The organism is Tepidanaerobacter sp. EBM-49, from assembly GCF_001896645.1.
Lineage (GTDB): Bacteria > Bacillota > Thermosediminibacteria > Thermosediminibacterales > Tepidanaerobacteraceae > Tepidanaerobacter > Tepidanaerobacter syntrophicus.
In genome coordinates this window covers 1-12,703 of record NZ_MPPE01000039.1, presented here as the reverse complement: position 1 = coordinate 12,703, position 12,703 = coordinate 1, and the positions used below count along the sequence as shown (strand labels likewise).

The 12,703-nt window shown below is 38.6% G+C and carries 15 protein-coding genes; all 15 read left to right on the top strand.

Translation table 11 applies throughout. The features are described from left to right. Positions 1-46: 46 nt before the first annotated feature. The 15 genes from flgG to BUE08_RS06440 all read left to right on the top strand — a co-directional run bounded on the left by flgG (position 47) and on the right by BUE08_RS06440 (position 12,521). Positions 47-853 (top strand): flagellar basal-body rod protein FlgG, encoded by an 807-nt coding sequence (gene flgG, locus BUE08_RS06510; RefSeq protein WP_059031133.1) that lies wholly within the window; start codon positions 47-49, stop codon positions 851-853. A 14-nt stretch (positions 854-867) separates the two neighbouring features. Beyond that, positions 868-1,179, top strand: coding sequence for a rod-binding protein (locus tag BUE08_RS06505; RefSeq protein ID WP_238142601.1), 312 nt, complete (start codon positions 868-870; stop codon positions 1,177-1,179). Positions 1,180-1,264: 85 nt separating this feature from the next. Continuing rightward, positions 1,265-1,690, top strand: coding sequence for a 3-hydroxyacyl-ACP dehydratase FabZ (gene fabZ, locus BUE08_RS06500; protein WP_059031135.1), 426 nt, complete (start codon positions 1,265-1,267; stop codon positions 1,688-1,690). Between the two features lie 22 nt (positions 1,691-1,712). After that, on the top strand, positions 1,713-2,024 hold the full coding sequence (locus BUE08_RS06495; protein ID WP_059031138.1) for a LapA family protein: 312 nt from the start codon (positions 1,713-1,715) through the stop codon (positions 2,022-2,024). Positions 2,025-2,063: 39 nt separating this feature from the next. Next, positions 2,064-3,803, top strand: coding sequence for an ABC transporter ATP-binding protein (locus BUE08_RS06490; RefSeq protein ID WP_281743708.1), 1,740 nt, complete (start codon positions 2,064-2,066; stop codon positions 3,801-3,803). After that, positions 3,804-5,627, top strand: a complete 1,824-nt coding sequence (locus BUE08_RS06485; protein ID WP_286680617.1) for an ABC transporter ATP-binding protein — start codon at positions 3,804-3,806, stop codon at positions 5,625-5,627. A gap of 310 nt (positions 5,628-5,937) precedes the next feature. Then, entirely contained in the window at positions 5,938-7,167 is a 1,230-nt protein-coding gene (gene tyrS, locus BUE08_RS06480) for a tyrosine--tRNA ligase (RefSeq protein ID WP_059031141.1), read from the top strand. A gap of 9 nt (positions 7,168-7,176) precedes the next feature. Beyond that, a complete protein-coding gene (locus tag BUE08_RS06475; RefSeq protein ID WP_353682099.1) occupies positions 7,177-7,719 on the top strand; it encodes a methylated-DNA--[protein]-cysteine S-methyltransferase in 543 nt (180 codons plus the stop codon). A gap of 53 nt (positions 7,720-7,772) precedes the next feature. Beyond that, the gene (locus BUE08_RS06470; RefSeq protein ID WP_059031145.1) at positions 7,773-8,825 is read left to right on the top strand and encodes an inorganic phosphate transporter; all 1,053 of its coding nucleotides are present in this window, start codon (positions 7,773-7,775) and stop codon (positions 8,823-8,825) included. A gap of 25 nt (positions 8,826-8,850) precedes the next feature. Further along, a complete protein-coding gene (locus tag BUE08_RS06465; RefSeq protein ID WP_059031147.1) occupies positions 8,851-9,468 on the top strand; it encodes a DUF47 domain-containing protein in 618 nt (205 codons plus the stop codon). Positions 9,469-9,474: 6 nt separating this feature from the next. Continuing rightward, positions 9,475-9,816: an FGGY-family carbohydrate kinase gene (locus BUE08_RS06460; protein WP_281796965.1), complete on the top strand. Its 342-nt coding sequence runs from the start codon at positions 9,475-9,477 to the stop codon at positions 9,814-9,816. A 14-nt stretch (positions 9,817-9,830) separates the two neighbouring features. Beyond that, positions 9,831-10,517: a deoxyribose-phosphate aldolase gene (gene deoC, locus BUE08_RS06455; protein ID WP_213950641.1), complete on the top strand. Its 687-nt coding sequence runs from the start codon at positions 9,831-9,833 to the stop codon at positions 10,515-10,517. A 14-nt stretch (positions 10,518-10,531) separates the two neighbouring features. Beyond that, complete coding sequence (locus BUE08_RS06450) at positions 10,532-10,903, top strand: VOC family protein (RefSeq protein ID WP_286680616.1); 372 nt, start codon at positions 10,532-10,534, stop codon at positions 10,901-10,903. 147 nt (positions 10,904-11,050) lie between these two features. Beyond that, positions 11,051-11,722 (top strand): HAD family hydrolase, encoded by a 672-nt coding sequence (locus tag BUE08_RS06445; protein WP_286680615.1) that lies wholly within the window; start codon positions 11,051-11,053, stop codon positions 11,720-11,722. Between the two features lie 355 nt (positions 11,723-12,077). Continuing rightward, the gene (locus BUE08_RS06440; RefSeq protein WP_281796974.1) at positions 12,078-12,521 is read left to right on the top strand and encodes a EutQ-related cupin domain-containing protein; all 444 of its coding nucleotides are present in this window, start codon (positions 12,078-12,080) and stop codon (positions 12,519-12,521) included. Positions 12,522-12,703 lie beyond the last annotated feature (182 nt).

The following is a 12,703-nucleotide window of genomic DNA, read 5'->3' as shown; positions in this document are numbered from 1 at the left end:
CTGCCGACCGACTGAAGCAGTGAGATTTATTAAGGAGGGACAGCCTATGATGCGCGCACTTTGGAGCGCAAGTTCTGGAATGCAGGCACAACAGCTCAATATGGATGTTACATCAAATAATCTGGCTAATGTAAATACCGCCGGATTTAAAAAAAGCCGTGCCGAGTTTAAAGACTTAATGTATGAGACATTAAAACAGCCGGATGTATACCAGCAAGGTTTAGGGACGCCGGTGGGACTTCAGGTAGGCCTTGGAGTAAAACCGTCGGCGACGGGAAGGGACTTTAGTGAAGGCAATATTCAACCTACAGGCAATACCTTTGATGTGGCGATAGAAGGTCAAGGGTTTTTTATGGTGGAAAAGCCTGATGAGAAGTTGGCTTTTACTAGAGATGGCTCCTTTAAGCTTTCATTAGACGGCACTGATCGAAATCTGGTAACATCAGAAGGCTATTATGTTTTAGGCCCTGATGAGGACTACATAACAATTCCGGAAGAATACACTGACGTTACTATCTCGTCAGATGGTCTTATAACAGGCCAAAACGAAGATGGGACAATAGAAGAGCTGGGCCAGATAGGCATTGTAAAATTCTTAAACCCTGAAGGCCTTCTGGCTATTGGAGATAATCTTTATGAGGCAACAGCGGCTTCAGGTGATTATATACCTAAAGAAGATCCGACAGATGCAGGTTATGGTACCCTTGCTCAAGGCTTTTTAGAAATGTCGAATGTTCAAGTAGTAGAAGAAATGGTAAATCTCATCATTGCCCAGAGAGCCTATGAAGTAAATACAAAAGCTGTTCAAGCATCTGACGAGATGCTCAGCCAAGCAAATAATCTAAAGAGATAGAGGAGTAGTACAAAGTGGACATATTACCGATTAACACACTGAATCCTGAAGCTGAATCCTTTGTTTCAAACATTGATAAGTTAAAAGATAAAAAAAGTGATGATGAGGACCTTAAAGAAGTTTGCCAACAGTTTGAGTCTATATTTTTAAACTACCTGCTAAAATCAATGCGAGATACAGTGCCTGATGGGGGCATGTTCAAGAAGGGAATAGCTTTTGATATTGTCCAATCTATGCACGATAGCGCTTTAAGCGAAGAAATCGCTAAAAGCGGAGGAATAGGTCTTGCAGAACAATTATATGCTCAGCTTTCAAAATACGAATAATTGATATAACATTTTTAAACAAAAGGACGAACTTTAGGGTTCGTCCTTGATAGTATTGTGTAATTTGTTTGAAAGGATGATAGAGATGCTGGATATTGATGAAGTAAAAAAGATTATACCCCACAGATATCCATTCTTGCTGATAGACGGGATATTAGAGTTAGAAGCAGGAAAAAGAGCTGTGGGAATTAAAAATGTATCGGCAAATGAAGAATTTTTTCAAGGCCATTTTCCGCAAAAAGCTGTAATGCCGGGAGTTCTCATTGTGGAAGCCCTTGCTCAGGTAGGAGCATGTGCCATTTTAAGCCTTGAGGAAAACAAGGGGAAAGTAGCGCTTTTTGCAGGAATCGACAAAATGAGATTCAAACGCCAAGTAAAGCCTGGCGATCAGTTAAGATTAGAGGTGGAACTTACAAAAATAAAAGGTTCCGTTGGAAAAGGTTCAGCAAAAGCAACAGTAGATGGTGAAATAGCAGCTTGTGGAGAACTTATGTTTGCAATAAGCAAATAAAATCTTATAGGAGGCGAATAAATTGCAGTTTTACTTGATAAGCGGTTTAATTTTTGCGTTTCTTGTAGCAATTTTTGCTCTCTGGAATTCTGCCCAGGTAGTTATTCGGTTTCCGCTTCTTGGAGAATTTGCCACATCTCAGGCTTTGGTTATAATAGGTTCCGCAATGCTGGGAGCGCTTATTATAATGGTAGTAGGCCTTGTAAGAAGCTTTAAAATGGGTCAGAAGATAAAGAAACAGGATAGATTAATAAGGGATTACGAAGAAATTATAGACAACTTGAAGAGACAACTTGAAGAAAAACAATCTCAAAAAGATCAGGGCAATAAATAGATATAATCAGGTATTGGCTAGATTCGAAGGTGCTTAAAAATGAAAAAACTTCTAGTGTATATAAAGCCTTACTGGAAATTAGCGATTCTAGGACCGTTTGCGATGTTTGTTGAGGTTGCATGTGATTTAATGCAGCCAAACCTTATGTCTCAAATAGTGGACGAAGGCATAAAAACAGGAAATTTGGATTTTGTCATTAAAACCGGTTTACATATGGTGTTAATAGCGATTATTGGCATAGCCGGCGGCATAGGTTGTTCTTTTTTTGCAGGCATAGTATCTCAAAGCTTTGGAGCGGATTTGAGAGAAGATCTATATCGAAGAGTGGAGAATTTTTCGTTTAAAAATATTGACGAATTTACTACAGGTTCACTTATAACCAGACTTACAAACGATGTGGTTCAGCTTCAGACTGCAGTTCTTGTAATGATGCGAATGATGGTGAGAACTCCACTGCTGCTGGTAGGCAGTTTTATTATGGCAGTTAGAATAAATGCAAGACTTGCTCTAATACTTATAGTTTGCCTGCCGATATTGCTGATTCTAGGGTACCTGCTGATAAAAAAAGCTATGCCGTTTTTTACTAAAGTACAGCAAGCCCTTGACAAGGTAAATACGATTTTGCAGGAAAATCTAGCCGGAATCAGAGTTGTCAAAGCCTTTGTAAGGGGAGAATATGAAAAGCAAAAATTTAATAAAGCAAATGATAATTTGACAAGACTAAATATAATGGCATCTAGGATGGTTGGCCTTACAATGCCGCTGATGTTTCTCGTGATGAATATGTGTATTGCGGCTGCTTTGTGGTTTGGCGGAATGAATGTAAATATTGGAACAATGCAGACAGGGGAAGTTATAGCTTTTATAAACTACCTGACACAAATACTTTTTTCGCTGCTTAGAGTGGGCTTTATGCTGATTTTCTTCTCAAGAGCGAAAGTATCGGCAGACCGTGTCATAGAAATACTTTCTACAACTCCAGAAATTGTAAGCGGTTCCTGCGATTCCCCTGTAGAAAAAGGAAAAGTTGAATTTAAAGATGTTTATTTTTCATACAGCGAAAAACAAGAGCCGGTTCTTAAAGATATAAATTTTACAGCTCTTCCCGGCCAAACGATTGCAATAATTGGCACTACCGGCTCAGGCAAAACAACTCTTGTAAATCTTATTCCACGCTTTTACGATGTTACAAGCGGCAGCGTATTGGTAGATGATATAGATGTTAGAGAGAGAAATCTTAAAGTATTGCGCAGCGCTATAGGCATCGTTCCTCAAAACCCCCTGCTTTTTTCAGGAACAATAATAGAGAATATTAAATGGGGAAAAGAAGATGCTACGGAAGAAGAAGTAATAGCGGCAGCAAAAGCTGCCCAGGCCCATGATTTTATAATGAGTTTTCCCGAAAATTACAATACCGTTTTAGGACAAAGAGGAGTAAATCTGTCCGGTGGCCAAAAACAGCGTCTTACAATTGCTCGAGCCCTGCTTAGAAAACCTGCCATCCTTATACTGGACGACAGCACAAGCGCCGTCGATGTTACAACAGAGGCTCGAATACAAAAAGCTTTAAAAGAATGGATGAAAGACAAAACATGTTTTATCATAACCTCCAGGATAAGTTCGGCCATATCAGCTGATGACATATTAGTCATGGAAGAGGGCCAGATTATTGGAAGAGGGACGCATTCTGAGTTAATAGAGTCATGCGCCATTTATCAAGAAATTTATCATTCTCAAATGGACAAGCTTATAGAGGGTACAGCCGAGGGGGCGATATAAATGGTGCGACAAGGCGGTTTCGGCAGCCCCGGACGCCGCCATCGGCGGTACACGTCAACTGGCGATTCTACAATTAAAGATTCTAGAAAAACATTACAAAGGCTATGGTCCTACCTTGGCCGCCAAAAACTAGGGCTAATTACAGTTTTTTTGATGGTGCTTGCAAGCTCGGCGTTAAACCTTGCATCGCCGTATCTTTTAGGTCGAGGCATTGATGCAATGAACTTAGGAAAAGAAAAAGTGGATTTTGCAAGTCTTAAAGTCACAGTGTTTTTGCTAATTGGTGCATATTTATTAGGGACCCTGACAACTGCCGTGCAAACATATATAATGGCGTCAGTTGCCCAAAACACTGTAAGGGATTTAAGAAGAGATCTATTTGCTAAAATACAGACACTTCCTATACGCTTTTTTGACACCAGATCCCGCGGCGAAATAATGAGCAGGTCTACTAATGATATAGATAATATAAACCAAATTTTAAACCAAAGCATTATTCAGATATTCTCAAGCATACTTATGGTTGCAGGCTCTCTTTTTATGATGTTTTGGATAAGCCCGCTTCTTACATTTCTAAATTTGATAATTGCACCTGTTGGATTTTTACTAACAAGAAAAATAGCCGCTTTTACCCATCAACAATTTGAATTGCAGCAGGAAGCCTTAGGTGACTTAAATGGTTACATCGAAGAGACAGTAACCGGCCAAAAGGTTATAAAGGCCTTTGGCCGTGAACAAAATGTGATTGAAAGCTTTAGAGAAATTAATAAACGCTACAGATCAGCCGCTGTACGAGCCCAAATTTTGTCAGGAATAGTTCCGCCTTTAATGAATACCATGGGAAACTTAAGTTTTGCAACAGTGGCAGGTTTTGGAGGGTGGCTTGCTTTAAGGGGTATAGTAAGTGTTGGGAATATCGCAAGTCTTTTAAACTACTCAAAACAGCTTAATCGCCCCCTAAACGAGATAGCAGATCAATTTAATATGATACAATCTGCTGTGGCCGGCGCAGAACGAGTTTTTGAAATAATGGATGAATCATCAGAGACAGACGATCCCCTAGAAATATACGCCCCTGAAAACTGGGAAGGAAATGTAGTTTTCGATGATATAACATTTGGATATGAAAAAGATAAACCTGTCCTAAAAAATATAACAATACAAGCTCTGCCGGGACAAACTGTTGCACTTGTTGGCCCTACCGGAGCAGGCAAAACTACTGTGGTTAACTTGCTGATGAGATTTTATGATCCGGATTCTGGAAAAATTTGCGTAGACAACTACAACATTAGGCAAGTAAAAAAGGACAATATCCGAAAGGCTTCCAGCATGGTATTACAAGATACGCATTTATTTTCAGATACAGTAATGGAAAATATTCGTTATGGCCGCTTAGATGCCACAGATGAAGAAGTAATAAAGGCTGCCCAGATTGCAGGCGCACATTCCTTTATATCTCATTTACCTCAAGGATATAATACTCTCTTATCAAGGGATGGTGGAAATCTAAGCCAAGGACAAAGACAAATGTTAGCTATTGCGCGGGCCGCTCTTGCTAATCCCACAATTTTAATATTAGATGAAGCCACAAGTAACGTAGATACAAGAACTGAAATCAAAATTCAAAAAGCTATGAAAATTCTTATGGAAGGACGCACGAGTTTTGTAATCGCTCATAGACTCAGCACTATTCGCGATGCTGATGAAATAGTTGTAATTAATGAGGGAAGAATAGTGGAAAGGGGCACTCATGAGCAGCTAATAGAAAAGAAAGGCTTCTATTACGGCCTGTGTAAAAGCCAGCAGCACGGATACCAAATTTAAAGTTATTGTGAAATCCGGTGCTTGCAAATACATAGACAAGTGTGTTAATATGATGATACAAATTAATATTTTAGCGATGAATGAGCAAAGTAGCAGTTTTAGGTCACAGTTTCAAGAGAGCAATCCGGACGGTGGAAGGGTGCGTGCCAAAACAAGCAAATTACACTCAGGAGTTTTTTTAGCTACGCTGCAGATAATGAGGCATTTACAGTTACGGCTGAATGCGAATTAAGGTGGTACCGCGAGCTTCCTCGTCCTTAAAAGACTTGGAAGCTTTTTAATTAGACAAAATTAGGAGGAAAATTGCAACATGGAAAATGCATACGATATTTTAAAAGAGAGAGGATTTATTGAGCAAGCGACACATGAAGAAGAAATTCGCGAACTTTTGGAGCGTGAGAAAGTAGTTTTTTATGTAGGTTTTGATCCTACTGCCGACAGCTTACATGTAGGTCACCTGCTCCCGATGATGGCAATGGCTCATATGCAAAGGGCCGGACATACCCCTATAGCTTTGCTGGGAGGGGGCACTGCTATGGTGGGAGATCCATCAGGGAGAACCGATATGAGGAAAATGCTTACAAGAGAGCAAATAGATTATAATGCAAGCAGATTTAAAGAGCAGTTTAAAAGACTTTTGGATTTTTCTGATAACAAGGCTTATATGCTGAACAATGCAGATTGGCTGCTTGAGCTTAAATATATAGATTTTTTACGGGAAATCGGCAGCCACTTTTCGGTGAACAGAATGCTTGCAGCTGAGTGTTACAAGCAGAGACTGGAGAGCGGACTGACGTTTTTGGAATTTAATTATATGGTTATGCAGTCCTATGATTTTCTCTATTTATATAGAAATTATGGGTGCAAGCTGCAAATGGGCGGAAATGATCAGTGGTCTAATATTATCAGCGGAGCAGATCTTATTCGTAGGGTGGAGGGTGGTTCTGCTTATGGGATGACCTTTACACTTCTTACAACAAGCGAAGGCATAAAAATGGGCAAAACTCAGGCAGGCGCCCTATGGCTTGACCCTGAAAAGGTTTCGCCTTATGATTTCTACCAGTATTGGCGAAATGTAGATGATAGGGATGTGGAGAAATGCCTTAAACTTTTGACATTCCTCCCAATGGAAGAAATTAAGCGCCTAAGCTCCTTAGAGGGCGCAGAAATAAACAAAGCAAAGGAAGTTTTGGCTTTTGAGATAACGAGCATGATCCATGGGAAAGAAGAAGCAGAAAAAGCACAAGAAGCGGCTAGGGCTCTTTTTAAAGACGGGACCGATACATCAGCAGTTCCTTATACAGAAATAGATTCTCAAAAATTTGCAGAAGGCATGGATATAACAGAGCTTTTACTACTTACCGGCCTTGTTTCGTCAAAAAGCGAAGGGAGAAGGTTGATTCAGCAGGGAGGTATTTATATAGGAGAGAGCAGGGTTGATGATATAGGTTTAAAAATTACCATGAAAGATTTCGATTCAGATAAAACTTTATTGCTTCGAAAAGGTAAAAAAGTCTATCATATTGTAAAACTGATTTAAGGGAATTAGATTTTACAGAGGGAGGAATTTAGAATAGAACCGGTCGTATACTGGGGATTTTTCCTTTGGGATGATGTTAAGATGCATTTAGCAGTCAGCGAAAAAGGTCTGTGCTATATATTGTGGCCTAATAAGCAGTTTAAAATATTAGAAGAATGGACCACAAAATATTTTTCCAAAAGCACATTAATTTATAACCAGAGAAAAATAGAACCTTACAAAGCCCAAATTGAAGAATATTTTAAAGGCCAGCGGCGCGTTTTCGATATTCCACTGGATCTTAAAGGTACAGATTTTCAAATTTCGGTATGGGAGGCTTTGCTTAATATACCTTACGGAACAACTAAGACCTATTCTCAAGTAGCAGCGGAAATAGGCCGTCCTAAAGCAACTAGAGCAGTAGGAGGCGCTATTGGCGCAAATCCTGTGTCGATAGTTGTTCCCTGCCACCGGGTTATTGGCAAAGATGGGTCACTTACCGGTTTTGGAGGTGGATTGGAGATAAAGAAAAAGCTTTTAAAACTTGAAGGAATAAGTAGTAATAAGCATTAATTTAAATTGGCTGTAATAAATTAAAACAATACTTTACAGAAAGACGTGTGACTATGACTATTACTTTAGGAGAATTTTTATCAGAGCTAACCTCGAATTTTCCATTAGCCATTACTGTGTTGTTAACGTTGGGAACCATCTTAGTTAATGGATGGACAGATGCTCCGAATGCTATAGCTACTTGCATATCAACTAGATCCATGAAACCTCAGTCTGCTATTATCATGGCTGCAATTTTTAATTTTTTTGGGGCATTATTTATGACAATGGTAAATGCAAAAGTTGCTGAAACGATATACAATATGGTAGATTTTAGAGGAGATGCTCATGAAGCTTTAATCGCTTTGTGCGCGGCCCTGTTTGCAATTGTTATATGGGCTACAACAGCATCCTGGTTTGGTATACCGACTAGTGAAAGCCATGCATTGATAGCAGGAATCAGCGGTGCAGCAATAGCTTTACAAGGAGGAATAAGCGGTATTAACCCTCATGAATGGGTCAAAGTTATATACGGTTTAGCTCTTTCGATGTTTTTGGGTTTTTTTTCCGGGTGGGTAACTGTCAAATTAATAGAAGTTATTTTTAGAAGAGTTGACCGCAGGAAAACTTATAATTTGTTTAGATATGCTCAAATTGTAAGTGCTGCCGGTATGGCATTTATGCATGGCGCTCAAGATGGCCAAAAATTTATGAGTGTATTCATGCTAGGTGTATTTCTTGCGCGCGGCCAGGCTTATACTACCGAATTTGTTATTCCTATATGGCTTATAGCCCTGTGTTCCATTGTAATGGCTTTAGGCACATCTATCGGAGGCATGCGTATAATCAAGTCCGTAGGAATGGAAATGGTAAAATTCGAACTATATCAAGGATTTTCCGCAGATCTTGCAGGAGTGTTTTGCCTTTTAGTAGCTTCCGTATTTGGACTTCCCGTAAGTACAACACATACAAAAACTACTGCCATAATAGGCGTAGGAGCCGAAGAAAGAATGTCGTCGGTTAACTGGGGAGTTGTCAAAGAAATGGTGCGCGCCTGGGTACTAACTTTTCCGGGATGCGGTCTTATTAGCTATATACTAGCCTTGATATTCATAAATATTTTCTAAAATAAAAGATAAGGAAGGCAATAGTATGAGAAAAGATAATTATTATTATGAGACCTTTCAAAAGCTTGTTGACTACTCGTGCCAAGCTGCTGAATTACTACATAAAATTGTGACGGACTATAATACAAAAGAACTAGACAATAAAATTAAGGAGATGCATGCCATAGAACATACGGCAGATGGCGCAAGACATGAAATGATGCAGAACTTATTAAAGGAATTTATAACCCCAATTGAAAGGGAAGATATTGTAACACTTGCAGACTATATTGACACAGTTACAGATACTATAGAAGATGTGTTGTTGAGACTTTATATGTATAATATCCAAGAAATTACAGAATATGCTCAAGACATGACGCAGATTATCATAAAGTGCTGCGATTTACTAAGATCTGCTTTTGAAGAGTTTCCGAATTTTAGAAAATCTAAGAAACTGCATGAGCTAATCGTCAGAATAAATGAACTGGAAGAAGAAGGAGACGCCCTCTATACTAAAGCGATAAGAGCTCTGTACCTCAGCGATGTAAGTTGCAAAGAAATAGTAGGATGGGATAATACATATCATTATCTTGAAAAATGCTGTGATGCATGTGAAAACGTGGCAGAGGTAATAGAAGATGTTATTATGAAAAATACTTAAACTATTTTGCAAGGAATCTTCCAAGCAAAGTCAAATATTTGTGATATCAATGTTATTGGAGGACTGGCCCAAAGCGATGTTATACTGCACTTACTGGCAGATATATATGGCGTAAAAGTGTGTAAACTTAATTATCTTGAAGAAGCTACATCCATAGGCGCGGCAGTTGCGGCCGGTGTTGGAAGCGGCCTATTAGAAGATTTTAGCGAAGTTAATAAATTCATCAGGATAAAAGAAGAAATAATGCCTAATATGGCAAACCATGGCGAATATGAAAAAGTTAAAAAAGTATTCGATAAAAGCTATTATGCTTTATTGGATATATATGAGGAATTAAGCAAAATATAGAAAGGGACATTAATATGAACTTAACAGTAAATGAATTGGCAAGCATGATCGATCATACATTGCTAAAACCTAATATTTCAAACAAGGATTTGTTTCAGCTTTGCCAAGATGCTATGAAATACAGCTTCAAAACAGTTGCTATAAACAATGCGGCAATTCCGTTTTGCAAAAAGACATTAGAAGGAAGCGGCGTTTTGTGCGATGCTGCCGTTGGATTTCCCCTGGGACAGTCTACTATCGAAACGAAGGTCTTTGAAACTATAGATGCTATCGAAAAAGGCGCAGGCGAAGTTGATTATGTAGTCAACATTTTAGAGATAAAAAACGACAATTGGAAGTATGTCGAAGAAGAAATGCAAAGAATCGTAGAAGCCTGCAACGAGAGAAAAATAGTTTCAAAGGTAATCTTTGAAAATTGCTATCTGACTGATGATGAAAAGAAAAAACTTTGTGAAGTTGCTTTAAAAGTAAAGCCGACATTTATAAAAACTTCTACAGGCTTTGGCACCGGCGGCGCTACTCTTGAAGACGTTAAGTTGATGAAAGCCTGCGTTAAAGACGAAATCAAGATTAAGGCAGCCGGAGGAATAAGAGATATACAGTCGGTATTGGCCTTTATAGAGGCTGGAGCCAATAGAATCGGTACTAGCAGTGGCGTAAAGATTGTAGAAGAATACAAGAAAATGGTTTCAAATCAGTAAAAATGGATGAAAAAATGATTTTCAGTCATATCACAGGCCTTCAGCATATAGGAATACCCACAAAGTCAATTGACTCCTCGGTCGGCTTTTATAAAAAACTCGGCTTTAAAGTATGCTTTAAATCTGATATCGCAGTGTTTATGGAGTTAAACAGCCTCCTTATAGAGCTGTATAGCAGCGAAAATGCCACAGAAAAAACAGGAGCAATAGACCATATCGCTCTAAATTCAGACAATATACAATCATCCTTTGAATACTGCAAATCTACAGGTTTTAAAATGCTTGACAAAGAAATCAATTATCTTCCGTTTTTTGAAAACGGGGTTAAGTTTTTTGCTATTGAAGGAGTAAACGGAGAAAAGATTGAATTTAATCAAATTTTATGAAGAAAACTAAAAACCGGTCTAAGGAAAGCAAATATCTGCCTTAGGCCGATTTTTCATTGTACCTTGTGAGCGCGGACTAATTGCTGTATTATGTTACTATATACTAAAATTATGTTGTAAAATAGAACTAAACAAGAGGTGCGATACATGAAATATAAAGCAATTATTTTTGATTTAGATGGTACACTCCTTAATACTTTAGAAGATTTGGCAAATTCTATGAATCATGTGCTGAAAAGCCAAGGACTGCCTGTCCATGAAGTTGAAGAATATAAATATCTTGTAGGTAAGGGGATGTACAACTTAGCCCAAAAAGCTCTTCCACCGGAAAAAAGAGAAGAGTCTTTTATAAAATACTGTCAGCAGCTAATGCAGGAAGAATACGGTAAAAGGTGGGCAGATACCACGCGGCCTTATGATGGTATTCCTGAACTATTGGATAAACTTACAGCTTTAAGATATAAATTGGCAGTTCTTTCCAATAAGCCCCATGAGTTTACTATACAAATAGTGGAAAAATTGTTAGGACGATGGAAATTTGATGCAGTGTTTGGAGAAAGAGAAGGAATACCAAGAAAACCTGATCCAACTGCAGCCCTTGAAATAGCAAAACTTTTAAATATTGCTCCTGAAAAATTCGTATATGTAGGCGACAGCGGAGTTGATATGAAAACCGCAAAATCTGCCGGCATGTATGCAGTTGGGGCTCTTTGGGGCTTTAGGGAAGCTGATGAACTTTTGGAAAACGGCGCCGATGCGTTGATAGAAAAGCCTCTTGAGCTTCTTGAAATTCTAAAAGACACTTCATGTGGTGAGTAACTTATTTTCGAGCTCCTATACATTTACAAATTATCTTGGGCAGCAAGCTGTTTCTTGATTTCTCAAGAGTAAAATACGCTTACATAGAAATCTAGACAATAACAGTATTATCATAGAATAACTACAATTATGTAAAGATTAAATTGACTTTTAATTTCAACTGTGATAGACTGAAAAAAATAGTTAGCAAAGGACGAAGCTGTCCTAATATGGCAAAGAGGCCACCTATTCTTGCGTTTTTATATGCAAAAAGGTGGTCTCTTGTGATTTTAGATCATGTTAAACTTATCACCGTTATTAAACTTTGTAGAACGAGAAAATATAAAAATTAATTTGCGAAGGGAGACTTGTATTTATGGAGTTGAATAAAGAACTTATAGAGGAAATTGTAAGGAAAGTGGCAAGTGAATTACAGTTAGGCTGCTTTAATTTCAAGGAAACAGACACTAGCGGGATTACAGTGGTACATAAAGACAGATTGGGTGAATTTGACAAATTCGACACAGGAAAACCGAATGATGAAGTGTACATTAAAGACTTGTTTGACACTAAAGAAAGTCCAAGACTTGCAGCGGGATACATGAAGATGTGTCACTCGCGCTTTCAATGGACATTAAATTACGATGAAATGGACTATGTAATTGAAGGAACGTTAGAGATAATAGTTAATGGTAAAAAGCTAGCCGGTTCCAAGGGGGATTGCATTTTTATCCCAATGGGAAGCACAATAGAATTTTCTGCACCGGAATATGCTGAATTCTTCTATGTGACCTATCCTGCTAATTGGTCGGAACTGTAAACAGTAAGCAGCACAAGGCAAGAACGCAGCAGCACACGGCAGCACAGGAGCACACAGAGGGACGGTTCTTTTGTGTTGTTCGAACAACACAAAAGAACCGTCCCTTGTAATATGAGATAGAAGGGTTATCCATTTTTTAATGCAGCAAAACCCGAATATTAGCTTTCTAGTATAGTATAATG